Source organism: Streptomyces mirabilis (assembly GCF_018310535.1).
In the GTDB taxonomy this organism is placed as follows: domain Bacteria; phylum Actinomycetota; class Actinomycetes; order Streptomycetales; family Streptomycetaceae; genus Streptomyces.
This window is the reverse complement of the sequence record NZ_CP074103.1, coordinates 54,516-79,543: the sequence shown is the minus strand read 5'-3', so window position 1 is coordinate 79,543 and position 25,028 is coordinate 54,516. Positions and strand designations below refer to the sequence as shown.

22 protein-coding genes and 1 pseudogene are annotated in these 25,028 nt (G+C 71.2%); 13 read left to right on the top strand and 10 right to left on the bottom strand.

All coding sequences use genetic code 11. The annotated features are described in order from the left end of the window. The first annotated feature begins 51 nt into the window (after positions 1–51). The gene (locus tag SMIR_RS40910; protein WP_212728569.1) at positions 52–1,998 is read left to right on the top strand and encodes an APC family permease; all 1,947 of its coding nucleotides are present in this window, start codon (positions 52–54) and stop codon (positions 1,996–1,998) included. Between the two features lie 171 nt (positions 1,999–2,169). Here SMIR_RS40910 and SMIR_RS40905 read toward each other — a convergent pair whose 3' ends face one another. Both SMIR_RS40905 and SMIR_RS40900 read right to left on the bottom strand, forming a co-directional pair. Next, positions 2,170–4,350: an NUDIX domain-containing protein gene (locus tag SMIR_RS40905; RefSeq protein ID WP_249938678.1), complete on the bottom strand. Its 2,181-nt coding sequence runs from the start codon at positions 4,348–4,350 to the stop codon at positions 2,170–2,172. 433 nt (positions 4,351–4,783) lie between these two features. Beyond that, positions 4,784–5,140, bottom strand: coding sequence for a DMT family transporter (locus SMIR_RS40900; protein ID WP_212728567.1), 357 nt, complete (start codon positions 5,138–5,140; stop codon positions 4,784–4,786). A 407-nt stretch (positions 5,141–5,547) separates the two neighbouring features. Between SMIR_RS40900 and SMIR_RS40895 the strand changes: the two are divergent. Continuing rightward, positions 5,548–6,012: pseudogene (locus SMIR_RS40895) on the top strand (GTP-binding protein); the annotation flags it as partial. A 312-nt stretch (positions 6,013–6,324) separates the two neighbouring features. Here the strand turns inward: SMIR_RS40895 and SMIR_RS40890 are convergent. After that, positions 6,325–7,152 carry a class I SAM-dependent methyltransferase gene (locus SMIR_RS40890; protein WP_212728566.1) on the bottom strand — a complete coding sequence of 276 codons (828 nt, stop codon included), beginning with the start codon at positions 7,150–7,152 and terminating at the stop codon, positions 6,325–6,327. Between the two features lie 123 nt (positions 7,153–7,275). Here SMIR_RS40890 and SMIR_RS40885 point away from each other — a divergent pair, with 123 nt between their 5' ends. Beyond that, positions 7,276–7,731: a hypothetical protein gene (locus SMIR_RS40885; protein WP_212728565.1), complete on the top strand. Its 456-nt coding sequence runs from the start codon at positions 7,276–7,278 to the stop codon at positions 7,729–7,731. Between the two features lie 424 nt (positions 7,732–8,155). Here the strand turns inward: SMIR_RS40885 and SMIR_RS40880 are convergent, their stop codons facing one another. From SMIR_RS40880 to SMIR_RS40870, 3 genes are all read right to left on the bottom strand, one after another. Then, positions 8,156–8,311, bottom strand: coding sequence for a hypothetical protein (locus SMIR_RS40880; protein ID WP_212728564.1), 156 nt, complete (start codon positions 8,309–8,311; stop codon positions 8,156–8,158). 249 nt (positions 8,312–8,560) lie between these two features. After that, positions 8,561–9,028 carry a hypothetical protein gene (locus SMIR_RS40875; protein ID WP_212728563.1) on the bottom strand — a complete coding sequence of 156 codons (468 nt, stop codon included), beginning with the start codon at positions 9,026–9,028 and terminating at the stop codon, positions 8,561–8,563. 88 nt (positions 9,029–9,116) lie between these two features. Beyond that, positions 9,117–9,440 (bottom strand): helix-turn-helix domain-containing protein, encoded by a 324-nt coding sequence (locus tag SMIR_RS40870; RefSeq protein ID WP_212728562.1) that lies wholly within the window; start codon positions 9,438–9,440, stop codon positions 9,117–9,119. A gap of 515 nt (positions 9,441–9,955) precedes the next feature. Between SMIR_RS40870 and SMIR_RS40865 the strand changes: the two genes are divergently transcribed. The 4 genes from SMIR_RS40865 to SMIR_RS40850 all read left to right on the top strand — a co-directional run bounded on the left by SMIR_RS40865 (position 9,956) and on the right by SMIR_RS40850 (position 14,447). After that, positions 9,956–10,456 carry a hypothetical protein gene (locus tag SMIR_RS40865; RefSeq protein ID WP_212728561.1) on the top strand — a complete coding sequence of 167 codons (501 nt, stop codon included), beginning with the start codon at positions 9,956–9,958 and terminating at the stop codon, positions 10,454–10,456. Positions 10,457–10,651: 195 nt separating this feature from the next. Next, the gene (locus SMIR_RS40860) at positions 10,652–11,506 is read left to right on the top strand and encodes a hypothetical protein (protein ID WP_212728560.1); all 855 of its coding nucleotides are present in this window, start codon (positions 10,652–10,654) and stop codon (positions 11,504–11,506) included. Positions 11,507–11,923: 417 nt separating this feature from the next. After that, entirely contained in the window at positions 11,924–12,880 is a 957-nt protein-coding gene (locus SMIR_RS40855; RefSeq protein ID WP_212728559.1) for a site-specific integrase, read from the top strand. Then, positions 12,873–14,447, top strand: coding sequence for a hypothetical protein (locus SMIR_RS40850; RefSeq protein ID WP_212728558.1), 1,575 nt, complete (start codon positions 12,873–12,875; stop codon positions 14,445–14,447). The genes SMIR_RS40855 and SMIR_RS40850 overlap by 8 nt, the downstream gene beginning before the upstream one ends. 335 nt (positions 14,448–14,782) lie before the next feature. Here the strand turns inward: SMIR_RS40850 and SMIR_RS40845 are convergent, their stop codons facing one another. Both SMIR_RS40845 and SMIR_RS40840 read right to left on the bottom strand, forming a co-directional pair. Then, entirely contained in the window at positions 14,783–15,349 is a 567-nt protein-coding gene (locus tag SMIR_RS40845; protein WP_212728557.1) for a hypothetical protein, read from the bottom strand. Between the two features lie 103 nt (positions 15,350–15,452). Beyond that, a complete protein-coding gene (locus tag SMIR_RS40840; RefSeq protein ID WP_212728556.1) occupies positions 15,453–16,184 on the bottom strand; it encodes a Mom family adenine methylcarbamoylation protein in 732 nt (243 codons plus the stop codon). A 68-nt stretch (positions 16,185–16,252) separates the two neighbouring features. Between SMIR_RS40840 and SMIR_RS40835 the strand changes: the two genes are divergently transcribed. The 5 genes from SMIR_RS40835 (at position 16,253) to SMIR_RS40815 (ending at position 22,551) form a co-directional block, all read left to right on the top strand. After that, on the top strand, positions 16,253–17,428 hold the full coding sequence (locus SMIR_RS40835) for a tyrosine-type recombinase/integrase (RefSeq protein ID WP_349636933.1): 1,176 nt from the start codon (positions 16,253–16,255) through the stop codon (positions 17,426–17,428). Next, the gene (locus SMIR_RS40830; RefSeq protein WP_212728555.1) at positions 17,425–19,959 is read left to right on the top strand and encodes a tyrosine-type recombinase/integrase; all 2,535 of its coding nucleotides are present in this window, start codon (positions 17,425–17,427) and stop codon (positions 19,957–19,959) included. Before SMIR_RS40835 ends, SMIR_RS40830 begins: the two co-directional genes overlap by 4 nt. Next, the gene (locus tag SMIR_RS40825; RefSeq protein WP_212728554.1) at positions 19,952–20,518 is read left to right on the top strand and encodes a DUF6262 family protein; all 567 of its coding nucleotides are present in this window, start codon (positions 19,952–19,954) and stop codon (positions 20,516–20,518) included. The genes SMIR_RS40830 and SMIR_RS40825 overlap by 8 nt, the downstream gene beginning before the upstream one ends. Before the next feature lie 597 nt (positions 20,519–21,115). Next, positions 21,116–21,466 carry a hypothetical protein gene (locus SMIR_RS40820; RefSeq protein ID WP_212728553.1) on the top strand — a complete coding sequence of 117 codons (351 nt, stop codon included), beginning with the start codon at positions 21,116–21,118 and terminating at the stop codon, positions 21,464–21,466. Further along, positions 21,463–22,551, top strand: a complete 1,089-nt coding sequence (locus SMIR_RS40815) for an ankyrin repeat domain-containing protein (RefSeq protein ID WP_349636932.1) — start codon at positions 21,463–21,465, stop codon at positions 22,549–22,551. The genes SMIR_RS40820 and SMIR_RS40815 overlap by 4 nt, the downstream gene beginning before the upstream one ends. 173 nt (positions 22,552–22,724) lie before the next feature. Here SMIR_RS40815 and SMIR_RS40810 read toward each other — a convergent pair whose 3' ends face one another. Beyond that, complete coding sequence (locus tag SMIR_RS40810; protein WP_249938677.1) at positions 22,725–23,396, bottom strand: class I SAM-dependent methyltransferase; 672 nt, start codon at positions 23,394–23,396, stop codon at positions 22,725–22,727. A 106-nt stretch (positions 23,397–23,502) separates the two neighbouring features. Then, positions 23,503–24,768, bottom strand: a complete 1,266-nt coding sequence (locus tag SMIR_RS40805) for an APC family permease (RefSeq protein WP_212728552.1) — start codon at positions 24,766–24,768, stop codon at positions 23,503–23,505. A gap of 97 nt (positions 24,769–24,865) precedes the next feature. Here SMIR_RS40805 and SMIR_RS40800 point away from each other — a divergent pair, with 97 nt between their 5' ends. Further along, entirely contained in the window at positions 24,866–25,027 is a 162-nt protein-coding gene (locus SMIR_RS40800) for a hypothetical protein (protein WP_212728551.1), read from the top strand. Position 25,028 lies beyond the last annotated feature (1 nt).

Genomic DNA, 25,028 nt, shown 5'->3' with positions numbered 1-25,028 from the left:
CCCCGAGCGCGTCAGCCCAGCCCCAGCTCCCGGCCACAAGGGACGTCCGTCATGCCCTTTCTCGCCAAGCAGTTCCTGCTCGGCCGTCCGCTGCGCACCACCCAGATGGGGGAGACGCTGCTGCCCAAGCGGCTGGCCCTGCCCGTCTTCTGCAGCGATCCGATGTCCTCCGTCGCCTACGCCACCGAGGAGATCCTCCTCGTCCTCGCCCTGGGCGGCACCGCGCTGCTCCACCTGGCCTGGTACGTCGCGGTCGCGATCATCGTGCTGCTGGCCGTGGTCGTCGCCTCCTACCGGCAGACCTGCCACGCCTACCCGAACGGCGGCGGCGCCTACGTCGTCAGCCACCACAACCTCGGCCAGAACGCGGCCCTGACCGCCGCCAGCGCCCTGCTGGTCGACTACGTGCTCACCGTCGCGGTGTCCGTGGTCGCCGGCGTCGCCGCGATCACCTCCGCGCTGCCGGCGCTGTCCCGCCACGCGGTCGCGCTCAGCGTCGGCTTCACCGTGCTGCTCGTGGTGATGAACCTGCGCGGCGTCAAGGAGTCGGGCCGCCTCTTCGCGATCCCCACGTACGGCTTCGTGCTCGGCATCTACCTGATGTTCGCCTTCGCGGCGGTGCGGCTGGCCATGGGGCACACCCTGCGCGCCGAGTCGGCCGGTCTGCCGATCCGCTCCACCGCCACCTACGCGGGCGCAGGCCTGGTGCTGCTGGCCCTGCGGGCCTTCGCCTCCGGCAGCACGGCGCTGACCGGCGTCGAGGCGATCAGCAACGGTGTGCCCGCTTTCCGCAGACCGAAGTCGAAGAACGCGGCGGCGACCCTCGCGGTCATGGGCGCGCTGTCGATCACGATGTTCGCCGGCATCACGGTGCTGGCCCTGATCTCCAAGGTGCACGTGGCCTCGGACCCGACCGCGCTGGGACTGCCCGCCGGCGCCGCCCCGCCGACCGCCCTGGCCCAGATCGCCCGGGTCAGTTTCGGCGACGCACGGGTGCTCTTCTACTCCGTGCAGGCGTTCACCGCCGGGATCCTGATCCTGGCCGCCAACACCGCCTTCAACGGCTTTCCGCTGCTCGCCTCGATCCTCGCCCAGGACCGCTACCTGCCGCGCCAGTTGCAGCACCGCGGCGACCGGCTGGTCTTCTCCAACGGGATCGTGCTGCTGGCGCTCGCCGCGACCGGCCTGATCGTCGCCTTCGACGCCACCCTCAGCTCCATCATCCAGCTCTACATCATCGGCGTTTTCGTCTCCTTCACCCTCTCCCAGGCCGGCATGGTCCGGCACTGGAACACCGAGCTCGCCGGCACCACCAACCCGGCGGCCCGCCGCCGCATGCGCCGCTCCCAGGCGATCAACGCCGTGGGCGCGTCCTTCACCGGCATCGTGCTGGTGATCGTCCTGGTCACCAAGTTCACGCATGGCGCCTGGATCGTCACCATCGCCATGCCGGTCCTCTTCCTGCTGATGAAGGCCGTACGCCGGCACTACGACAGCGTCGCCGAGGAACTCAAGGTGGCCCCGGACGCCGGCCCCAGGCCGCCGTCCCGCAACCACGCCGTCGTCCTGGTTTCCACGGTGCACGCGCCCACGCTGCGCGCCGTCGGCTACGCCACCTCCACGCATCCCAGCAGCATCGAGGCCGTCACTGTCAGCGTCGACCCGGACGAGACGCGTGCGCTGGCGAAGGCCTGGAACGCTCACCGCCTGGACGTACCGCTGGTGGTGCTCGAATCCCCCTACCGCGAGATCACCCGTCCGGTACTGGACTACCTGCGCCGACGCCGCCTGGACACCCCGCGCGACGTGGTCACCGTCTTCATCCCGGAATACGTGCTGGGCCGGTGGTGGGAGCAGATCCTGCACAACCAGAGCGCGCTGCGGCTCAAGGCGCGGCTGCTGTTCATGCCCGGCGTCATGGTCACCAGCGTCCCGTACGTGCTGCGCTCCGCGACGCAGCACACCGAGCCCCCGGAACCCCCGGTCCCGGCCCGGTAGGCAGGTCCGGGTCCCGACCTCTGTGCTGTGCACCTGGTCGTGCGCGGGCATGGGCCGGTCATGGGATCAGGACACCCAGTGCTGGAAGAGACCTTCGGCCGGACATGGACAGGGGGGCGCGGCGGGCTGCGCGCGCGGGGGGTGAACAGCTCCCGGTCGGGCGTGAGACGTTCACCCAGGTGTGATCGCCTGGGCGCCGGCGTACGGACGGGGGGCGTGGTCGGGCCGGGCGAGGAGGCCGGTCAGCAGGTCCCCGACGGCGGCGGTCATGGCGCCGACCGGGGCACATCCGTCGGCGCGGTCGTGCGCGGTCCCGCCGGAGGCGACCTCGGCCAGGCGGAAGTGTCCGGCGGCGCGTACCTCGGCGGGGTTGAGTCCGGCGGAGTAGGTGGGTGCGGCGGACCAGGCGAGCACCGGGGTGACGAGGAAGCCGGAGTCCGGCAGCGCGAACGCCGGCAGCGCACCGATCACCTGGACCGAATCCGGGTCCAGGCCGATCTCCTCGTGCGCTTCGCGCAGCGCGGTGGCGGCCGGTCCCGCATCGCGCGCGTCCGCGGCGCCGCCGGGGAAGACCAGCAGGCCCGGGTAGTCGCCCAGGTCCCGGGCCCGCTCGGTGAGCAGCACGCGCGGGCTGCCGTCGGGGCCGTCGGTGAGCAGCACCAGCACCGACGCGGGCCGCAGCGCGACCGGTCCCGGTGAGCCGGCAGCGGATGCGGCAGCGGCCGGGAGGCGGGCGGTCAGCCGGTGCAGCCAGGCCGGACCGTCCTGGTGCGCCGGCGGGGAGCCGTTCAGCTGCCCGCCGCTGCCGGGCCCGGAGGCGGCGGCGTCGGCGGCGCCGTCGAGCCAGGCGATCTGGCCGGATCCGACGGTGAGCAGGGCGACTCCGGGCCCGGGGTCCGGGGTGTGGATCAGGCGGGTCTGCCGGGCGAAGCCGGGATGGCCGAACAGGGCGCGGGCGGGATTACGGCGGGCCGTGGTGCCCGCCTCCGGCCACTGGCCGGGGTTGTTGGCGACGGCGACCAGGGCCTGCCGGGCGCCGACCAGGTGGGCCGCGGGGCCGCCGAACGCGGTCAGCGACTCGCTCATCGCGGGCACCAGCACCAGGTTCGCGCCGGTCTCGGCCAGGACGTGGACGGCCTCCGGGTTGAGCAGGTCCCGGCAGATGACGATGACCAGGTGCCAGCCGTCGGCCAGCACGTAGACCCGCTGCTCGGGCCACCCCTGAGGCTGGATGTCCTCCACCACGGGCCGGTCGGCGGGGGAATGCTTGTCGTGCAGCAGCGGCCCCTCGTGCCCCCTGACCCAGGCCATCGCGGTGTTGCGCCGTCGGCGCCCGGATTCTCCGGCGGTGGTGTCCGCGTGGTGGTAGCTTCCCGCGACCAGCAGCCGGGGCCCGTCCGGCCGCTGCACCCAGGACCGCAGCCGCCGGGCCATGGAGGCGGTGACGGACAGTTCGGGCAGCACCACGATGCCGGCCCCGGCGGTGACGGCCCGGCCGATGAGCCGGTCGATCTGCCGCAACTGCCGGGACGGGTCGGCCGGGCGCACCGGGAACGTCCGGCCCTCGGCGTCCTTCGGCAGCACCAGTTCCGCCATGGCGCGGTTGGGGTGGCAGGTGGCCACCACGGTCTCGGCGGTGACCAGGCCGGCCGACAGGTCGAACAGGCAGTAGTCGAAGACCACACGGAACTGGACCGCCCAGTCGCCAGCCAGCCGCACATGACGCGTCTCGTCCAGGCGGTTGGCCAGCCGCCACGGCGGCGCGGTCGGCGGCATCCGGATCACACCGCGCAGATCGGGGGCGTCCAGCGGGATCGGATCCCCCACACCCGGCCGGTACGGGCTGCGCCGACGGAAGGACCCGGTGAAGGTGTGGGCGAAGTGCTCATCGAGGAGTTCGGCCAGCGCCCGGGCGACCACCACCGCAGGCACGCCCGCGACCGCCGTCAGCGCATCCGCCAGCGCCCGCCCCAGGGCGGCATCCACCGTGCTCGCCCCGGTGCGCGCTGCCAGCATCCCCGTCAGCGGCTCCAAAGCGGCCGTCACCCGGTGCCGGCAGGCCGGGTCGCCGACGCGTTCCCACAGCTCGGCGTGCTGGTCACGGCACAGGTGCAGCAGGTGGGTCAGGGCCACCAGCGGCTCCGCCTCACGGGCCAGCGCGCTCCGGACGGCCTTCAGCCGGTCCTGCGGCGTGGCCAGCGCGGCCACACACGGCGCACACACGGGCACCGCCCGCTCGCCCGTGCCGCAGCCCGCGCCGACGCGCTGGTCGCCGCCCACGCCACCGGCCGCCGACGGCCCCCGGGCCGTGCCCGCGCCATCTGCCGCCGCGCCAGGACCGTGTGAACCCACAGCGGACCACCTCCACACCCCACACTGCCGGGCCGCAGCCCGGCTCGACAGGGCCGGACGGCTCTCCCGACACGGGACCTTCGTCCCCGGACGCGGACAGCGCGCCGCTCCAGCCGCCTCACCGGCGCAGTGCCTCCGTGCAGGATCACGCACTGAAACTGACATCCCCGCACCCGGCTGCGCGGCGTGACGGCGGGGCCGACCGGCGTCCGGCGCGCGACACTCACCCGAGGGTGATCCACCCGTCCCGGACGGGAGTCGTTCAAGACGCGGTGCGTGCTCCGCGACCACGTCACCTGCTGGAGAGTCTGCCGGGTAACCGGTCGTCCTGTGCGGCTTCGGGTTCGCGCGGTACGCCGGCAGTGTGCACCGCTCGTGGGCGACGCCTGCACACCGGCCGGCACTTCGCCCGGCTGCGACCTGGACCAGCTGGTCAGGGCTGCGGCGGGCGGTCCCCGGGCTCACGGGCGGAACCGGACAGCTGCAGACCGATGACCCCGCCGATCACCAAGATGATCGAGACGATCTTGAGGGCGGAGACCAGGTCGCCGAGGAAGGACATGCCGTAGATCGCCGTGCCCGACGCGCCGATGCCGGTCCACACCGCGTACGCGGGACCGACGTCCAGCTTCTTCAGCGAGAGCGTCAGCAGACCGAAGCTGGCCAGCGCGAAACCGCAGAACCCGATGGTCGGCCAGAGCCGGGTGAAGCCGTCGGACAGCTTGAGGCTCACCGCGAAGCCGGTCTCGAACAGTCCGGCGACGATGACGAGCAGCCACGCCCTGGCCATGTGCGAGCACCTCCACGCCTCGGGTTGGCAGTCCGGCAACCGCCGCGCCGACCGGGTTCATCCTCTCGCGCGAGTATGCACTGGCCGGCCGCGGTTGTCGGCGACCCCGGGCTCAGTCACGCTCGCGTCGTTCCCGGCCGCGAGCAGCCGCCACGAGTGCGGAATTGACGCCGGAGGCGCATCCGCAGACAGGCTGCGGCCAGGTCGCGGACCAGTCAGCCGGACGTCCTGGAGCAACTGCCCGACGCTGTTGCCGGAGGCTGACGAGCGGGTACGAGGAACTGGTGGCATGGGGTACGCACCGGGTCGAGGCCGATGCACGGTACGAAGACTTGTGCCCGCCGCCGACGTCGGCGGCGGGCAGTCGTCCGTTCTCCGCACGGCCGCCTCGCCTGGCTCATGACGCGGTGGCGGGTTTGGAGGCGGTGCGTGTGGCCCCGGACAGTAACGGGGTGGCGGCCCATGAGGCGGCGCGGCGGCGCACCTTTGCGGTGATCAGTCATCCCGACGCGGGCAAGCCCACGCTGACCGAGGCGCTCGCGCTGCACGCCCACGCCTTCACCAGGGCGGGTGCGGTGCACGGCAAGGCCGGGCGGCGCAGGGTGGCCTCGGACTGGATGGAGATGGAGAAGGCCCGCGGCATCTCGGTCACCTCGGCCGTGCTGCAGTTCGCGCACCGCGGGTGCGTGCTCAACCTCCTGGACACCCCCGGTCACGCGGACTTTTCCGAGGACACCTACCGCGTCCTGGCCGCGGTGGACTGCGCGGTGATGCTCATCGACGCGGCCAAGGCCCTGGAGGAACAGACCCGCAGACTCTTCGACGTCTGCCGCCACCGCCGCATCCCTGTGACTACGTTCATCAACAAATGGCAACACCGACGCTGTTGCACACAGCGGGACGCCACCCATCGGCCCCCGAGGTCAGCAGAGCACGTTGAGGAAGCGAGCGTCCAGAGGTTCACGCCAGTGCGCTACTTGGTGCCAAGGGGGCAAGCCGGGGCCGGACATAGCGCCAGCCACCCCGGCCCTATATCAGTCATTCGCCGAGCGACTACTCAATGCGAGGAGACGGCAGGCGGTGATCTACGAGCTGCGGTCTGGGCGAGCGGTGGAGGTTCACAGCAGCCGTCCCTTTCCGTCGGTCAGCCCCATGTCGGACAACCTCAGCCAACGACAAGAACATCATCGAGAGCGGGTGGCGGCAACCAGGTAAGCCGTCCCTGGCCAATGCCAGAGACCCCGACCAACGGTGTCCGCCAGTCGTTCGTGCCGACGCGTCCACCGGCACACGAACCGATCGAATGGCGGGACGGAGGGCGTCAGGTCGTAGTGGATGACGTCGACGGGACAAAGCCCGGCTTCCCGCATCCGCTGCCGCAACCGCCCGGCCGAGAGCGCCCGGAGACCGGACTTCGGCACACTGTGCCTTTGCTTCAAGGGGACGCCGAGCAAACCCTCGACCTGGCCAAGCAGTCGAAGTAGCGGCCAATACACCCCCCACTCGAACAGTCGGTACGGGCTCAGCGGATTCAACATGCTGACGACAACGAGCCCGTCCTGGCGCACAACGCGGTCAAGTTCCCGCAAGACCACGGAAGGGTCGCAGTACTCCAGCACCCCCATCGCGACCACGACGTCGAAACTCGCATCCGGGAACGGCAGCGCCTCTGCCTCCCCTACGGCCAGTTCGACCTCGGCGCCCGCCGTACGGCCCGCGATCTCAGCAATCATGGCGGGCGACTTATCGACGGCGGTGACCCGGAAATCGCCGGGACGAGTGTCGAGCACACGCCGGACGAACATCCCTGGACCGCAGCCGACGTCGAGAAGATCGCCACCGGGACATCGATCCAGGATCTCGAAGACCGCATGGAGTCTGGAGGAAAAGTACCGCTCAGCGGGCCCCAAACCCTGATACGAGGCGGCATATGAGGCCGCGAAAGACGGATCATCGAAATGGCCACGGACGTCACGACCGGACGCCTCGGGATCCGCGACCGTCGGACGCATCTGGGCAGCCCTTACTACGCCCCAGTTCTCATTGCGAAATCCCACCATCGATCTCCCGTCAGAGCGGCTTCGCAACATCGAATCAACTAAGCTGCACAGTAGTTAAGCCTACTATGGTCGGTCATGTCCTCCGTTCTGCGAAGGCGCTCGCCGTCAACGCCGTTCGCGTCGGGATCCGTTGGCGCCCCGGAGCGGATTCTGCGCTACACCCGCGCCCCCGGAGGCGTCCAGGAGGCCGTGGAGGAGGCGATCCGGGCAGGGCGGATGGGTGCCGCGGAGTGTGTGGACTGGGAACGAGCGGTGGAGGAGCTGGAGTTGCTGAGGGCCGCGGCGCCACGCACGACCAGAAGATGTTTCTGGCGGCCGGACCACGCCGGTGTTCTTCGGCGCGGCCGTCTCCAACATCGGCGTACGGCTGCTGCTGGACGCCGTCGTCGGCCTCGCCCCGCCGCCGAGGCACTCACCCGCCTCCGCGACCAGGCCCGGCTCGCCCTCTTCCGCGACCGCTGGCAGGCCGACTCCTTCCAGCGGGAGTTCCCCGACGCCCGCCTCGGCCACCTCGTCGCCGCTGACGACTGACCGTTCAGTGGCGCGGAGACGGTCATTCCCGGTCCGGGACGTCGGGCAGGCGGCTGCCACGGATCCGACTGCGCGCACAGCCGCTCCGCGCCCGCCGGAATCTCCTGCCGTGCTCCGGACGTCGGGCCGCGACGGCCAGTTGGCCTGGGGTGATCAGGCCTGACCCAGGTGCCGCTCGCGCGCAGGTGCGTCGTCACCGTGCGGCTCGGGACGACAGGGGTGTCGACGGTCGTGGCGGTGTTGCCGACGACGTCGTACGCGAGGCCGCGGAGGGGGGTTCGGCCGGCTGAGCGCCGGTGACGCCACCCGGGCCTGGCACTGCTGGTCCGCCCACTCGGGACGTGTCTGGCAGGTCGCGCGGCCGCCCACGTCGAAGTCCGCATTGCCGTGGAAAAGGCCTGGCCCGGGCCGGGGCTGCGCGCGGTCAGTGCAGGCCCGTACTCATCAACAGCTCCGCCTGGCCCTGCTGACGGATCTCCAGCGCCACCAAGCAGCCGAAGGTGATCCACCCCGCTCGGCCCGGCCGTAGGCGCAGCACCAGCCAGCGGCCCACGACGGCCCTGGCCACCAGGCGGGCCACGACGGCGACCGCGACCAGCCCGAACCCCGTCGTCCAGAGTGACCAGGAGGTCGTAGCGTACGCCGGAGACCACTTGGAGCGTGTCGACGGTGACCGGCTCGGCGGAGAAGCTTCTGAGGCTGAGCAACGAGATCACCGCGCGGGTCGCGGCCCAGTTCCTGGGGGCGGAGGGATGGCGAGGAACGGCAGGTCCCGATCCCCGCTGGAGGGCGCGGGAGGCAGGCGAGACAGGCAGGCCCGGGGGCGAGCTCAGCCGAGCGTGATCCATCCGTCCGGGATCCAGCCCTCCACGTAGCCCTCCAGGAAGGCGTCGAGGTCCGCGATCGCCAGGTGCGTGACCTGCGCGGCGGCCTCGCCGCTCGGCAACCACACCAGCTGCGCGCCGCCACACGGGGGATGCAGGTCACCGGGCGCGGGGACATGCGCGGTGAACAGACGGCGGTCCGCGCGCTGTTGGGCCGCACTGCCGCGCTCGGCAGCGGGAATCCGGCCGGTGACCTTGCCGAAGCGGAGCGCTCCGGCAGGGGCCATCGCCCGGGCAAGGCGGGCAGCAGCCTTCCCGTACGGCTCGCCCGTCCGGTGCCGGATCGCGGGCAGGGCCGGCGGCCGCCCGTCGCCCGGCATGCCGGGACGGATCAGCGCGATGCGGTGCGCCGGGTCGAAGCAGGCCAGCAGAACGTCGCAGTCACCGCACCCAGGCGGTGCATACATGCACATGGCGTGAGCGTAGGGGCGGACACGGTGCCGCGCGCGTCCAGGCGGGCAGGCGGGGGACGGGCCACCCTTTCAGGCGGCGCAGGCGCCGTCAGTCGGCGGAGACGGAGCGGGGCAGGGCTGCCAGGCCGGGCCAGATCTGGAAGCCGAGGGCGGCCTCCAGGCGGGCGAGGGTGCCGAGGTCGGGCAGCACCCTGCCGTTGACGACCCGGCTGATGGTGGAGTGGGTAATTCCCGTGACCTCGGCCAGCGTCCGCAGGCTCTGCCCGGTGGAGGCGAGGGCGCGTTCGATGTTGCGGGCGAGGGCCTGGCCGTAGTGAGCGCTGACGGGAGCGTCGGGGGCGAGAGCGGCATGCGGCCAGGTACCTGAAGCGACATAGTCGCGCGGCACCTTGTCGTTACTGCTCCGGGGCATACATGGATCATCCCACGCACCCGTGCGTTGCCGGTCCTTACTGGAGGGCGCCGGGGCGCCCACTTTCATCGTTCGGTGCATACATACACCACATACACTATTCGCGGCGGGATGGCACCCACCCGCACCGGCACATCACCTCTCTCGCACTTCTGAGCGGCCGCCGGACGCCGCCACGCTCCCGCGCAGGGCCGTGGATGAGGGAAGGGCCCCGGCCTCTTTCTTCCTGCCGGGGTCATTCACTCCTGTGCGCCCCCTCCCGTTCTGCACGCAGGTCACTGACGCTGGGTAACTGATGTCTCGGAAAGAAAGCGCAGGCCAGGGAGCGTGGGACGTGCGGGGTGTCACTGAATGCCGATGACGGAGATCCCTCTTTCGGATTTCGTTCGAATTCATCCCCCTCCTTTCTCTGCGGCTATGGCGGGGGTATTTCAGGAGAAGCCCTACCGGGCTGATGTGTTGCTGGATACGCTCATTGCGGATTCCGGATCCGGGAATTGAGGGGAGGTTCTTTCGTGCAGTCACGCGGAGCGCGGGCCGTCCTGACCGAGCTGAGGTCGCTGGCGGCCGACGACGAGGAGCGTCTTTCTGCGGCGAAGGACCGCCTCGCCCGGGCCGAGGAGGAAGCGGCGGCGGCCCGGAGCGCGTTCGACTCCGCGAGCACGCGGGCGGAGGTGTCCCAGCGGGTGGCACACGGAGCCGAGGAACTGCTGGCCGACGCCGCGCAGATGCCCGATGACGTGCCGGAACCGCCACCCGCCACGGATGCCGCGCCATCCCGGGACTCGGGCCGGGCACGTCCGACGCTCGCCCAGGAGATCCTCGCCTTCGTGCGCGGCCAGGAGCGCGGCGTGCACAGGGGGGAGATCGCGGCGCACCTGAGCGCCGTACGCCCGGACATCAAACTCAGCGGGCTGGGCCCGGAGCTCACCGAACTGGTGCGGACGGAAGTGCTGGCCAGAGTCGCACGCGGCGTGTACGGAATCCCGTCGACCGCCGAGGCCGGTGATACCTAGCGGACTCCATATCCAACGCAGCACCTCAGAGGAAAAATGCGCAAGTGCCGCCGAGGCTGACGACCGATCGGCGGCACTGGGACGCGCAGTTTTCTGGGCTCACGCACGCATCGCGCTTATTCTATGCGCCTTTCGGCGTGCGCGCGAGAGCCCGGAGTAAATTCGGCCCGCCCCGGGCCGGGAAATGGGCTCACCGTGTCTTTCTTTTCGCATCCGAATTCCAGTACGCCCTGGCAGGCGGGGAGCGATGCACACCGCCGGCAGGCCGGGCAGCCGGACGCGGGCGCCGCGCCGCCGCGCCGGACGCTGCCCAGCGGCCGCTCCAGTCCTGCCCAGCAGATCAACATCGTTCTCGGGCTCGCCTTCCTGACCGAGCACGCAGACGACGTGCAGCGCAGCCGGCTGGCGCAGCACGCCGGCCGCAGCCCGGCCACCGTCGGCGACTGCATGAGCTTCCTGTCGGACGTGGGGCTGGTGCGGGCCGAACGGGGCCGGTATTCGGTCACCGACCACGGGCGGGCGTTCGCCCGGCAGTGGCCCAAGGACTCCGCCCGGGCGCGGCTGCTGCTGCGCCCGCTGCTGCAGGCGCACTGGTCCGCCCAGGCGGCGGCCCGGCACCTGGCCGACGGACCCCTGCCGCAGGAGCAGTTGGCGAAGCGGCTGCGCGCGGGCCTGCCCGGCGTGCCGCTGCGCGGCATGTACCTGGTGGAATGGCTCGTGATCGGCCTGGTCCTGGTCCGCGACGAGCAACTGCGCATGCACCTGGCACCCCCCGACGGCGTGCCGCCCACGGCCGGTCCGCAAGCCGGGCCAGGCAAGGACACGGCGCCGGAAGCGGAGGCGGAGCCACCTGCGGCACCGAAGCCGGACGAGCGGGACGAGCGGCACCAGGAGCGGGCGGCGGGTGAGGATCTGGCCGAAGGCGCCGCGGGCACCACCCTGCTCGGGCTGACCCGCAGGGAAGTCCAGGCCCTGCCCGACGCCCGGTACGCGGCCTTCCTCGAAGGCGTCCTGCTCAGCCTGCGCGGCGCCCTCGCACCCCCCGCCTGACCGCCGGCGCCACCCGGCACCAGCGGTGTGCCGCCCCGGCGTTGGCCGGGACGGCGCACCCGGGGGTGGCGGCTGGTGTCCGCGTATGGCTTCTGGACCCGCACGCGGAGGGTTCGATCCCCTCGCCATCCACCCCGCACCAGCCAGCATGGCATCCAGCACCCGAAGGGAACCAGTACCCCATGCCCAACACCCCGGCGCGCCCAGCGCACTGAGCGAACGTCAGGACGCGCACCGAACGGACAAGCCTTTCACCGCTTTGGCCCCCTCGCGTTGCGCGCCCTCGCAACCCTCCGCACGGTGGTGCATGTTCGCACCGTTCGTGTGGAGGTGGCAGCATGCCCCGCATCCCAACCCAGCCTGCCCCGCCGCAGCCTGGGCCCGACCCAGTGGCTGCACCGGCGGCGGGTGCGGTCCATGGCCGATGAGGCCACGCTCACGGCCACGGTCAGCCAGGTCCTGACGGCCTGGCAGAAACTGGTCGCACGCGGCGAGATGTCCGCGCAGACCCTCGGCCGGTTCGGCCAACTCCTGCACCGTTTCGAGGCGTTCGCCACCGTGCGCGGCGTCCCGCTGCTCGCCGACCTCGATACGGCCCTGGCCGCGCAGTTCGTCGACGCGCACGGCCGCACCCGCCACGGGCACATCGCACCGGCCTCCCTGTCCACCCGGCACCTGCGCCGCAGCGTGCTGCGGATGTGCTTCACCACCGCCCGCCGGCTCGGCCTGATGGACAGTGACCCCGCCCGGGACATCGACCTGCCGGCGCGCACCGTCGGCGAGACCCGCCCCCTGGACGAGGCCGAGACGGTCGAACTGCGCCTGGCGGCAGAGTTCACCGACCGCCCCACCCGCCACGCCGCCGCGGCCGCCCTCGCGCTGGCGGGCGGCTTCAGCGGCGAGATCGGCCACATCACCCCCGCCGACCTCGACCTCACCGCCGCGCGGGTGTGGATGCACGGCTCGACCAGGACCCGGCCGCGCTGGTGTCCGCTGGACGCCTGGGCCATCCAGGTCCTGGCCGCCCGCACGCACCACGTCCAGGCCACCGCACCGCCCGGCCAGGACGTCCGCCGCCTGCGGCTGGCGGTGTCGTCCCGCAACGGCACCGACGAGCAGATCCAGGCCCGGGTCTGCGTCGCCCTGCGCGACCTGATCAACCGCGTCGGGCTCGGAGGGGACCCGACTGTGCGCCCCGCCTCCATCACGGCGTACGCGGGCTGGGAGACCTTCACCCGCACCGCCCGCATCGAAGATGCGGCCCTGCACCTCGGCATGTCCTCCCTCGACAGCACCGCCGCACTCATCGGCCACGACTGGCAGTCCACCACCGAAGACAACACGACACAGGACGGAGGCGGCCGAGATGCCTGACGACCTCTTCGGCGACCGCGTACCGCGCGGGAAACGCAAGAAGAACGCCCGCCGCGCCTGCGAGTCCGACCTGCGCACCACCTCCCGCCGCGTCAAGGACGTCGCCCGCTTCGAGGACCTCTACCGCCTCGCCGCCGCCCTCGAATCGGCTACCGGGCCCCGCCCCGGACGCCCGCCCGAGTACCCGCCCTACGTCTACGTCCTCTTCCTCGCCCTGCGCGGCGTCCACGGCTCCGCCCGCTACTGCGCCGGCGACCTGCAGGACAAGACCGTCTGGAAGAAGATCCGCAAGGGCGTCGCCCACCACCTCGGCAAGGACGAGGCCAAACGCCTGCCCAGGACAGGGCCCTCCCGCCACCAGTGGCAGCACGCCCAGCGCAAGCTCCTCGTCCCCCGCCTGGAAGAACTCAACGACACCTTCGCCGGCCTCGCCCTCACCCAGGCCCTGCGCCAAGGACTGCTCCCCACCGACGCACGGCGCTCCTGGAGCGGCCCCCAGCGCCACCAGCTGATCGCCGGAGACGGCACCGTCGCCAAGTCCCCGACCCTCTCCACCACTCCCTACAGCATCGACCCGACAACCGGCGAGATCCGCCGCCACCGCGTCGACCCCGCCTCCTCCTGGCAGAAGGAGGGCGGAGGCGACCGCGACCAGGACGACAAACCCGCCGCGCCGACCGGAACGGACGGAGACACGGGCAAGGAGGAGAAGGAGGGAAACGGCGGCGAGGACGCGATGGTCCTGGGCACCAAGTTCGTGGTCTTCTCCACCCGGCACCGCGGCTACTTCCGACGCGTCTTCCTCAACTACCGACACGTCCCCCACGACCAGGAGGGCGGGGAGGCCGCCGTCGCCCTCGACCTCGCCTGCACCATCATCGACGAAGCCGAAGGCTGCATGGGCGTCCTCTACGACGGCGCCTTCCGCGGCATGCACCGCGACGTCATCGCCCGCCGCGGCCGACTGCTGATCAACAAACAGCACAAAGGAGCCAAGCCCCGCTACATTCGCACCGTCAGCTACGGCCGCTGCCGCCACGAACTGTGGTCCAGCGGCGGACGCGTCCACGAACGCGCCTTCCTCGACGACGGCACCAGCACCCTGCTGCCCCTGCCCGTCCGCAGACTCGAACGACGCGCCAGCCCCCACACCCACCGCTGGTACCACCTGCTCACGATCATCTGTCCCCGTGGCCCCCACGAACACCGCGAGCCCGTCGGCGTCACCACCACCGCCGGAGAACGGGACGAAGGCCAGAGCGATGCCGAGACCGGCTTCCACCGCGCCGAACACCTCCTCCAGATCCCCGACAACACCGCCGTCCACCAGACCCTCTACGGCGGCCGCGAAGACACCGAAGCCGGCTTCTCCCAGTTCGACCGCTCCCTCTGGAACCGCCGCATGATCGCCTTCGGCGCCGAAGCCCAGAGCCTCGTCGTCCTCGGCTTCCTCCTCGCCCAGAACGCCACCAGCGCCGCCCGCTACCAAGAAGACCCCACCTACAGCGACGCGGACACCGAATCCACAGACCTCAGCGACGACGCAGCCGGACCCCGGCGATCATGACCGCACTGAGACCTCAGCCTCGGGCTCCACCACCCCTCCCCGATCCGCTAACCTGTTGGGACCGCCCGCAGTGGCGGTCCCAACCCTTGTAGAAGCCGGGGTGAGTACTCACTCAGAGTATTCATCCACGTTCTCCGCAAGGCCCGGGTAAGGGCCTCGGAGAGCTTGAGGGGAGCGAGTTCGCGCAACAGCGCGTCGCGCCCGAGGGTCACGAGGTACCAGTACTGCTGAGCGCGGGTGGTGGGGATCATCGTGTCCATGGGGGTCCCTTCCGGGGGCGGCGGGCGCTGGCGGGACATTCCGCCCAGCGGGTCAGTTCGGGGAGCGGCGTCGGCTCAGCTGCTCGCCGAATCGGCTTCCTCGGCCTTGAGGTCTTCGAAGTAGTCGCGGGCGCTGCCGACCAAGCCGGGGACGTCGCACCCGAACGACTGGGCCGCGTCCAAGAGCGCCGCGAGCATCCCCGCCTCGCGCTCCGCTCCGGCGGCGACGACGGCGCACACAGCGGTGAGGTGGACGGGGAACGCCTCGCTGCGCAGCTCCTCGGCGGCCTGGTAGAGGTCCCGGGAGCTGACCCGTCCGTCCGTCAGGCAGAAGAGTTGCGCGACCAGATCCCCGATCACGCGGTCGGCGCTCTCCTGGTCGTCGACGACTTGGTCGCCGGGGTGGTTGAAGGCGACCTGGGCCATGGCTTCGGCCGCAAGGACGCCGAGCCGAACCCGCTCGGTCCGCTCGGGCACGGGCAACAGAGTCGTCGGGGCGTGCTGGTTGTACGCCTCCAGCGCCTCGCTGGCCCACGCCGCGCGGTCCGCGTTGGTGCACTCGCGGACGGGATTCATGTTGATCCCGGCGTTCCGCGCCACGGCGATGCGGGCGGCCTGGCGTGCAGTGATGGGGATGTCCACGGTTGTCCTCTGGGTGAGGGTCGAAGAGTGCGGTCGGTGAGAGCGAATCCGCCGCTCGATCACAGCCACCACATTACACATTGAATGAGTAATACGCAACGTCCTAGGCGGGGCGACGATCATCCGCCCACTTCGGGTACGGAAGAGAGGGCATCCCGAAGACCGTCCTCGACCTCTCGGCCCGGGTCCGCGCGGCGGGCAGCAGATACCGCAGGTTGCCGGGGTGACGAGCGGCGCGGGCGCCGATCGCCGGCAGGATCTCGGCCAGCCAGCGAGCCGGCTCCTCCTCGGGCCGCAGCGGCCGCGCCCCAAGAAGTTCGAGGCGGCGGACGACCCCGCCGCTGCCAGCCTCCCGCCCGGTCACCTTGGCTTTTGACCGTGCGCTGAGTACGGACCCGTCGGGCAGGAAGCACAGGGACCGGGCGGTTCCGCGGCCCGTGAACCGGGCGCCGAGCGCCTGGTAGACGATGCCGAGATGGCCAGGAGAGCCGATCACCACACCCTCGCCGGTGACCCGCCGGCGCGGCATGGGATCGGCGAAGGAGACTGCTGCGCGCAGCCCGCTCTCCGCCGCGAGCCGCAGGGCTCGGGACACCAGGAACGTCTCCCCGTTGGCCGGGACGGAAGGGCTGACGATCAGTCGGGCCAATTCGGCGCTCTCCGCGTACGGAGCAAGTCCGGGGAAGGGAACGGTCAAAACTCGCTCGTTCATCGGGGAGGCGAGCACCACGGCTCCGACCAGGACGTGCCCGTGCACGGTCTGATCGTCTGGGCCGGCCTCGGCCTCGGTGTCCAGCATCCCGAAGCGTTGGATGGCTGCGGGCCTTATCTTCACGATGATCTTCTAGGCAGCCACGTCAGGCATGTACCGGCCGACGTGGCTCAGTCATCGGTATCCATGGGGTGTTCAGGATTACAGGCACATTCGTCACGTCCTTCCGTGCCGAGCGGGCGGAGGTGACACAGGGCCGGGTTGCGTGGGTCGTCATCGGAGCAGACGACTACGCCCTGCACCGCGAGGGATCACTCTTCCTCGTCGGGCTGCGGAACGCCGGCCGGGCGTACAACACCGAGCGCACGTACGCCGGCCGCACGGCCTTGTACCTCTCGTACTGCGCCCAGCAGCGACTGAACTGGGCGGCGGTGACCGTCTGGCAGCTGTCGCGGTTTCTGCACTGGCTGGTCGAGGAGCCGCTGCCGTCGCGGAGTCGGCGAGGTGGCGGCCCGGAGCGGTTCCGTGGGGAGAACACCGCGAACGCGATCGTCGGCACGGTCTGTGAGTTCCTGACCTTCGGAGTCCGGATGGGCTGGGTGGCCCAGGAGCTGCTGGGCCACCTGACAGAGCCCAAGTACCTGCGCTACCTGCCGCCGGGCTACGACCCGGGCGAGGACGACCAGCACCGGACGGTGCGGTCCCGGCTGATCAAGCTGGCCTCACTGGACGCGGGGATCGAGTGGCTGACCATCGAGCAGATAGCGCGCCTGGTGGAGGTGGCCCGGCACGCGCGGGACCGCTTCCTGGTGCTGCTGCTGTGGGGCACGGGGATGCGGATCGGTGAGGCGCTGGGGCTTCGCCGGGAGGACATGCACCTGCTGGCCGACTCCCAGGCGTTCGGCTGCCAGGTGAAGGGCCCGCACGTGCACGTGCGGCGCCGGCTGAACAGCAACGGCGCCTGGGCGAAGTCGCGGCGGCCGCGGGTCATCCCGGTAACCACCGAGCTGGTCGCCTGCTACGCCGACTACCTCTACGAGCGGGCCGCCGTGCCGGAGGCCGAGTTCACCGAGCAGGTCCTCGTGAACCTCTTCCGGGCCCCGCTGGGCCGGGCGATGACCTACTCCAACGCCAAGGACCTCTTCGACCGCCTCGCCCGCGCGGCCGACCTGATCGCCCGCCCGCACATGGTCCGCCACGGCGCGGCCACGCACTGGATCCGCGGCGGCACCGACCGCTCCGTCGTATCCGACCTGCTGGGACACCTCTCGGACTCGTCGATGAGCGTGTACGTCCACGCCTCCGACGACGACAAGCGGGCCGCGGTTGAGCGCGTGGACGCCCGTCGCCTGGAGATCGCCCGATGAGCCTGCACACTCTGGCCGTCCCTGCGGCCGATCCGGCTGTCGTCCCGCTGCCCTTCGACCGCCCGCGATGGCAGGCGTGGCTGGACGAGCACACCGACCCGTTGTGGCGCCCCGACGAATGGGCCGGTGAACACTGGCTGTTCACCGGCGACCCAGACGAGACGACTACGGCGATCTGGCGCTGCAACAGCGCCGGCTGCCACGTCGCGGTCCGCGCCAGCCGGCACCTGTGCCGGACCTGCTACGAACAGTTTGTGGAGAGCGGGCTGACCAAGGAGGAGTTCGCGACGGTGGGCCGCCGGGCGATGGTCCGGGCCCTGCCCGGATCGCGCCCGCAATGTGCGGTGGAGCGTGAGGGGGTCCGCTGCGCGCTGGAGGCGGCGAGCCGGGGCAGCTGCATGCCGCACTACGTGAAGTGGCGCTACCAGTACAAGAGCGGACAGACCCAGCTGGAGATAGCCGACTGGCTCGCGACCGTGGCCCATCCGCTTCCTCCTGGCCGCCCGTGCCTGGTGGGGGCCTGCGCCGGCTCGGCACACGGCCGCCGGACGGAACTGTGCACCTACCACCGCGAGCGCTGGCGCCTGCACCGCAAAGAGCTCGGCGTGAAGGACCCGGCCGGCGAGGACCTGGCCGGCTGGGCAGCGGTGCAGAGTCCGTGCCTGAGCGGCTTCCAGTTCACGCTGCTCCCGCTGAACCCGCTGCTGCGCCGCGAGGTCCTCTACGCCCTGGTCCAGCGCGATGCCCAGCGGCCGACGCTCAGCCCCGTCGCGGTGCGGCTCCTGGTCCGCGGCCTGGAGGGCGTCGACAGCATCGCCGCCCTGCCGCCCAGACAGCTCGCCGACCTCGGGTACATCGACCGCAACTGCGAGGCCCACTGGAACGACGTCCTGCGCCTGGTCCGCGCGGCCTTCGACCGGTTCCGCGGGATCGACCCGCTCGACAAACCCGTGTGGGAGCTCGCCGACCTGGGCCTGCGCTCGCGCACCCGGTCCGGAGTCCGTACGGTTCCGAAGCAGCTGGACCCTTCGGTGATCCGGCAGGACTGGCTGCGCCGCCTGCTGGCGGACTGGGTGAAAGAGACCACCCCCGAGAACACCGACTTCCGGCGGTTCTTCAGGGCCTGCTCAGCCGCATCGCGCGCCCTGGAGCTCCGAACGGGCGGCGGCCACGACCCGTCCGCGCTGAAGATCACCGACATGGACGCCGTCGTCGAGCAGATCCGTACCCGCCAGCGGGAGGACGGCACCGGCCCCCTGTCCGCAGGCGCGCGCAACGAGCTCCTCACGAGCTTCTGCCAGCTGCTCGACTTTGGCCGCCGCCTGCAGGTCCTCGACGACCTCGCCACCGGCTTCGCCCGTCAGCGCCACCACCAGATCCCCTACGAGGACGCGAGTGAGGACATGGCCGGCAAGGCCATCCCCGAACTCGTCGTGGCCCAGCTGGACGCGGCCACCGACCTCATCGGCGTCGACTTCACCTACGGGGACTTCCCGCCGGAGGTGGTGCAGGCCATGCTGCGCACCGTCTACGTCCTGCTCCGCGACACCGGTCGGCGCCCCTGGGAAGTGCGCTGGCTGCGCGTCGACTGCCTGGACACCGACGGCGGCGAGTACGTCCTGATCTGGGACAACCACAAATCGCGGCGCAACCGGCGCCGCCTGGAGATCAGCCGGGAGACCGCTTTCGCGATCCAGGCGTGGCTGAAGATCCGCGCCACGCTGAAGATCCCGGCCCGATCGAAGACCTTCCTGTTCCCCGCCGCCCGGCACGCCTACGACGCCTGCATCGACGGCAACACCGTGGCCAAGATGCTCCGGCAGTGGGTCGACGGTCTTCCCGAACTGGTCACCGACACGGCCGGCGAGGACGGCCTGCCGCTGCCGTTCGACCGTAGCCGGATCTTCGCGTACGCCTTCCGGCACACCTACGCTCAGCGGCACGCGGACGCCGGCACCGACCTGCACACCCTGCGCGACCTCATGGACCACCGGTCGGCAGACACCACTCTTGGTTACTTCACGGTTTCCCTGAAGCGGCGCCGCGAGGCCGTGGAGACGATGCGCCTGCACGTCGTCGACCGGTCCGGGAATCCGATGCCGACCTCGTCGGCGACCGCGTACGACGCCCGGTCGGTGGGGACGCCGTTCGGGAACTGCACCGAACCGTCCAACGTCAAGGCGGGCGGCGGGAAGTGCCCGATCCGCTTCCAGTGCTCGGGGTGCGGCTTCTACCGCCCTGACCCCTCGTTTCTCCCGGCGGTCGAGGACCACATCCGCGGCCTGAAGGCCGACCGGGAGAGCGCGGTGGCCATGGACGCCGCCGCGTTCGTCATCCGCAACCTCACCGACCAGATCGACTCCTTTCAGGCGGTGGTCACCGGCATCCGCACCGCGCTCGCCGAGATGCCCGAAGCCGAACGTCACCACATCGAGGAAGCGGCCGCCCTGCTGCGCAAGGTCCGCGCCGCGGAGCCACCGAATCTGCTGCCGATCGTCGGCCTTCCCACCAGGAGCACGTGCCATGGCTGAGCCCCGCACCCCCGCGCAGGTCCTGCGCGAGGCCCGGCAGCAAGACTCCCGCGACAAGCGCGCCCGGGTCTTGACCGTGGTCGATCAGATGCTCGCCGAGAAGGAGCCGGTCACCTTCACCGCAGTGGCCCGGACGGCGAAGGTCTCGCACTGGCTGGTCTACGCGGAGGGCGTGCGCGAGGTCATCGAGCAGGCCCGGCGCCGCCAGGCCCGCCAGCCGCGCGAGGACGGCGCCCGCAAGGCACCTGCCGGCTGGCAGGTGGAAGTCCAGATCACCCGGGAGGACAACCGGCGGCTGCGAGAAGAAGTCGACCGGCTCAAGGCAGCCGTGCGCCGATCCCTGGGTCAGCAGATCGACCAGGTCGGCGCCGCCGACCTCGGCGCCCGCGTCGACGAGCTCACAGCCGCCAACCAACGTCTCGAGGGCGAACTCGCCCAGGAGAAGGCCCGTGCCGAGGAATTGCAGGGCCGGCTCACCGAGACGGAGGACGATCTCGCCGGGGCTCGGACCAGTCTGCGCCGCATGATCCGGTCGGGGAACCAGGAGCCCGTCGTGTGAGCCTGTGCCATCTTGAAGTCGCTGTTGAGAGGGCTGGCGTGACGCTCGCTCGGCGTGCTCGTGCTGGTCGTGAGCGGCAGTCTGCGCTGATGATCGTCTGGCAGGGCGATTCGCCGGTTTCCGCTTGCTGTGACCGGTATGGCTTCTGAGCACCAAGGGTCCGGCCTGGCGGAGCGTTCGCACGGTGGGCGTGGCTGGCACGCGGGCCGGGGCGGTGGAGCGGTTGCACCAGTTGGAGGCCGCCCGGGGCGGGGAGGTTGAGGTGGACGAGTGCCGCATTCCGCGCTCCTGGGTCGGGAGTGGTTCGATGTCGTCGCGCCGACGACCGCCCGGGACAAGGTGCGGCCCGGCTTCGCCGGAGCGTGGCGGGCGCTGGGGCTGCGGTGCCGAACGCGTCTTTCGCTGTCCGGAAGTGACAGGCCCACAATGACTTGAGCGTGCCGTCGGCCTGGACCAGGTGAAGCGTGACCGCGGCGTCCATGAGGGGGTGACGGGGCGAACTTCAAGGCCGTTGACACACCCGTCACCTCAGCAACCACTATGAGCACGCGCACCGGGAGAACTCGCCGAGCGAGTCATGGGTGCATGATCGGTGACGTGAACATCGAACTGCTGGTCGTGGCTGACTGCCCGCACGAACCCGCCGCTGCGGACCTGCTGCGCGCTGCCCTGAGCGGGCTCGGGCTACCTCCCGAAGGGTTCCGGACCACCGTCATCACTAATGAGCAGGAAGCGATGCGCCGCGCCTTCACCGGCTCCCCGACATTCCTCATCAACGGAATCGACCCGTTCGCCGAGCCGGACCGTCCGGTCGGTCTCAGCTGCCGGATCTACCGCCATGACGGCATCGCCTCCGGCCTCCCGCAGCCCGAAGCCCTGATCGATGCCCTGACCTGTACAGCCGCCCATGCCCGCCCGGCGACGACGACGGAAGGAAGACCACGATGAGCGACACCACTGCCGAGCTCATCCAGGCGGGATTGCGGGCCTGGACTGCCGGTGACCTGACCGCGCTGGAGCCAGTCCTTGACCCACAGGTCGAGTTGCGGGCCTTCGGCCCCGGTGACCTCGACTGCATCGGGCGTGATCAGGTGCTCCAGCTCCTGGCCCACAGACGCGCCCAAGGGCAGGTACCGGCCATGCGCATCGACCAGGTCGATGAACTCACCTTCGTGGTCTCACTCGCCACCCCCAGTGCGGGTGACGACGGGCGATCCTCGGGGCCCGCGACCCGGGTCACGGTGACCGGCACCAAGGTCACCCACCTGCAGCAGTACCCCTCACGGACAGCGGCCCTGAAAGGCAACGACCCGCTCGAAGACGCCGCGATCGAGGCCGTCCGCACCGGCGACACCACCACGCTGACCCGGATTCTGCGCCAGCGCCCCGACCTGGCCACCGCCCGGCTACTCGGCCACGGGGACCGCACGCTCCTGCATGTCGCCACCGACTGGCCCGGCCACTTCCCGCACGTCAAGGACACCATCGCGGTACTCATCGCGGCCGGCGCCGACGTCAACGCCCCCAGCATCGGCGACCACACCGAAACCCCACTGCACTGGGCCGCCAGCAGCGACGACATCGACGCCCTGGACGCCCTCCTCGACGCAGGCGCCGACATCGAAGCCAGCGGCGCGGTCATCGGTGGAGGCACACCCCTGTCGGACGCCACCGCCTTCGGATGCTGGGCCGCCGCCCACCGGCTGATCGAACGCGGCGCCCACCCACAGTTCTGGGAAGCCGCCGCCCTCGGCCTAAAACCCCACCTGCGGCGCTATCTCGACACCACCGACCCCACCCCGCAGGACATCACCCACGCCTTCTGGTCCGCCTGCCACGGCAACCAGCCCGAGGCGGCGGCCCTCCTTCTCGAGCACGGCGCGGACATCAACTGGGTCGGCTACGACGACCTCACACCCCTCGGCGCCGCGGAACGCTCCGGCGCCACCACCCTGCTCGACTGGCTGCGCGCCCACGGCGCGATGACGACCTCCGAACTCACCCAACCCCCACCCAGCAGCACCAACTCCTGAACCCACCCCACTCCACCCGCCCCTGCGGCACACCGCAACGGCACGACCCAAGGCGCCCCCGCCGTCACACCGATCGTCAAACACCATTGGCTCTGTGATCCATGCCAGCACCTCGACGGCCGCGGGCAGCAGACCGGTGCCGTCGGGGTGCGCTCCGGCTCTCGTGGCGGCGCTCACCGGGGCAGGGTCTGGGTGATACGCCACAGCCGCCGGGGCAGGTCTCCCTCCTCGAAGGCGTGGACGTCGTTGAGGATCCAGCCGTCGGCGAGGGCGTTGACCAGGTCACGGTCGAAGAAGTGCACCGCGAAACCGCCGTTCTCGAAGATGTCGTCGCCGTGCGCGGTGCCGGTGCCGTAGTGGGCGTCGCCGGTGTGCCGGACGGTGTAGACGAAGGTGCCGCCGGGCCGCAGCACCCGACGGACCTCGCCCACCAGGGCGTGGATCTCGGCCGTGGACAGGGCCATACACAGCAGCATGTGTGCGAACACCGCGTCCACGGAGCTGTCCGCCAACGGCAGCGGCTCGCGGACATCGTGCGTCACGGTGGCCACGCGATCGCCGAGGCCCTGCGTCCGGGCCGCGTGGGTGAGCTGTCCCAGGCCGACGGCGGAGAAATCGGTGGCCTGGACGGTGAAGCCCGACCGGGCGAAGTACAGGGCGTCGCGGCCGTGTCCGGCACCCAGTTCCAGAACGTCTCGGGCTCCGGCCGTACGAAAGACGTCGGCGGCGTGGTCGGCGGGGTCGGAGGGCTGCTCGCCGTACATGCCGGGATGGGCACTGTAGGTGTGCTGCCAGTGCTCCCGCTGTGCCTGGGCCAGCTGGGGGTCTTGCTCTTGTCCCGTCACGGCTGCGTCTTCCTCCACACGGTCCGGCCCGGTCGCCGGTCTCCAGGCCACCCTAGATCCGGTCCGGTACTCCGCCGGCGCCTGAGCGGATCGGGCTCAGTTCCAGTCAGCTGCGGGCTCGGGCCTTTCGTGCGCCGTAGACGGCGGCGCCGACGGCCAGGACGGCGGCTCCGGAGATGACGGAGGCCAGCGGCAGGGCGAAGGCGAGGACCGCGCAGCCGGCCAGGCCGAGGACGGGAACGGCGCGCGGCGGGCGGCCCTCGTCCAAGGTGAGGGTGAAGGCGGCAGCGTTGGCGATGGCGTAGTAGGCCAGGACGCCGAAGGAGGAGAAGCCGATCGCGCCGCGCACGTCTACGGTTGCGGCGGCGATGGCGACGACCGCACCAACGGCGAGCTCGGCGTGGTGGGGGACGGCGAAGCGCGGGTGGACCGCGGACAGGGTGTGGGGCAAATGCCGGTCGCGAGCCATCGCCAGCGTGGTGCGGGAGACCCCGAGGATCAGCGCGAGCAAGGACCCGAGCGCGGCGACGGCCGCACCGACGCGGACGACGGGGGCCAAGGCGGGGGCGCCGGCTGCCCGCACGGCTTCGGTGAGCGGTTCGGCGGCGTGGGCGAGCCGCTCGGGCCCGAGCACCGACAGGACCGCGACGGCCACGCAGACGTAGACGACGAGGGTGATACCCAGCGCCAGAGGGATCGCGCGGGGGATGGTGCGGGCCGGGTCGCGGACCTCTTCGCCGAGGGTGGCGATGCGGGCGTACCCGGCGAACGCGAAGAACAACAGCCCGGCCGCCTGCAGAACACCGCCCGCCGTGGCGTCCGTGCCGATATCCAGCCGGGCGGCCTGGGCAGTCCCCCCGGCCAGACAGGCGGTCACCACCGCAGCGAGGACCGCCAGTACCACCGCGACGATGATCCGGGTCAGGCCCGCGCTCTTCTGCACACCGGTGTAGTTGAGCCAGGTCAGCGCCACCACGGCGGCCACCGCGACCGCGTGGGCCTGGCCCGGCCAGGCGTAGGTGCCCACGGTCAGCGCCATGGCCGCGCAGGAAGCGGTCTTGCCGACAACAAACGCCCAGCCGGCCAGGTAGCCCCAGAAGTCCCCGAGGCGCTCGCGGCCGTAGACATAGGTACCGCCAGAGGCCGGGTATCGGGCGGCCAGCCGCGCCGACGACGTCGCGTTGCAGTACGCGACCACCGCTGCGAGAACAAGCCCGAGCAGCAGTCCGGACCCGGCCGCCTTCGCCGCCGGAGCGAGCGCGGCGAAGATACCCGCCCCGATCATCGACCCCAGCCCGATCAGCACGGCATCGGACACCCCCAGGCGCCGCTTCAACTCGCCGCCACCGGCCGAGGCCCCCACCGCGTTCATCGACCACCCCTTCGCGGCACCCGCCGCCGAATGCCCACACAAGATCTCGGCGCACCCTAGCGGAGCAAGGTGTCCGACCGGTGCCACGATCCAAGGGGTGCTGACTCCTGCTCCCGACACTGAGACGCTGGCGCGGTTCGGCCGCGCGCTCGCCGACGAACGCCTCGGCCACACCCTGGAGCATCTGCTCCCCGCCGTGGTCGCCGTCGAGCCGGACAAGACCTGCCCCAACGCTGCCTCACCGGGCTGCCACAGATGAC

What these genes read in the sequence shown, in the direction of transcription:
- SMIR_RS40900 (WP_212728567.1), bottom strand. Translation starts at nt 5,140, where the DNA reads ATGGCCAGGGCGTGGCTGCTCGTCATCGTCGCCGGACTGTTCGAGACC.
- SMIR_RS40815 (WP_349636932.1), top strand. Translation starts at nt 21,463, where the DNA reads ATGAGCGACACCACTGCCGAGCTCATCCAGGCGGGATTGCGGGCCTGG.
- SMIR_RS40890 (WP_212728566.1), bottom strand. Translation starts at nt 7,152, where the DNA reads ATGCGTCCGACGGTCGCGGATCCCGAGGCGTCCGGTCGTGACGTCCGT.
- SMIR_RS40805 (WP_212728552.1), bottom strand. Translation starts at nt 24,768, where the DNA reads ATGAACGCGGTGGGGGCCTCGGCCGGTGGCGGCGAGTTGAAGCGGCGC.
- SMIR_RS40885 (WP_212728565.1), top strand. Translation starts at nt 7,276, where the DNA reads ATGTCCTCCGTTCTGCGAAGGCGCTCGCCGTCAACGCCGTTCGCGTCG.
- SMIR_RS40910 (WP_212728569.1), top strand. Translation starts at nt 52, where the DNA reads ATGCCCTTTCTCGCCAAGCAGTTCCTGCTCGGCCGTCCGCTGCGCACC.
- SMIR_RS40825 (WP_212728554.1), top strand. Translation starts at nt 19,952, where the DNA reads ATGGCTGAGCCCCGCACCCCCGCGCAGGTCCTGCGCGAGGCCCGGCAG.
- SMIR_RS40850 (WP_212728558.1), top strand. Translation starts at nt 12,873, where the DNA reads ATGCCTGACGACCTCTTCGGCGACCGCGTACCGCGCGGGAAACGCAAG.
- SMIR_RS40855 (WP_212728559.1), top strand. Translation starts at nt 11,924, where the DNA reads ATGGCCGATGAGGCCACGCTCACGGCCACGGTCAGCCAGGTCCTGACG.
- SMIR_RS40830 (WP_212728555.1), top strand. Translation starts at nt 17,425, where the DNA reads ATGAGCCTGCACACTCTGGCCGTCCCTGCGGCCGATCCGGCTGTCGTC.
- SMIR_RS40875 (WP_212728563.1), bottom strand. Translation starts at nt 9,028, where the DNA reads ATGTGCATGTATGCACCGCCTGGGTGCGGTGACTGCGACGTTCTGCTG.
- SMIR_RS40870 (WP_212728562.1), bottom strand. Translation starts at nt 9,440, where the DNA reads ATGCCCCGGAGCAGTAACGACAAGGTGCCGCGCGACTATGTCGCTTCA.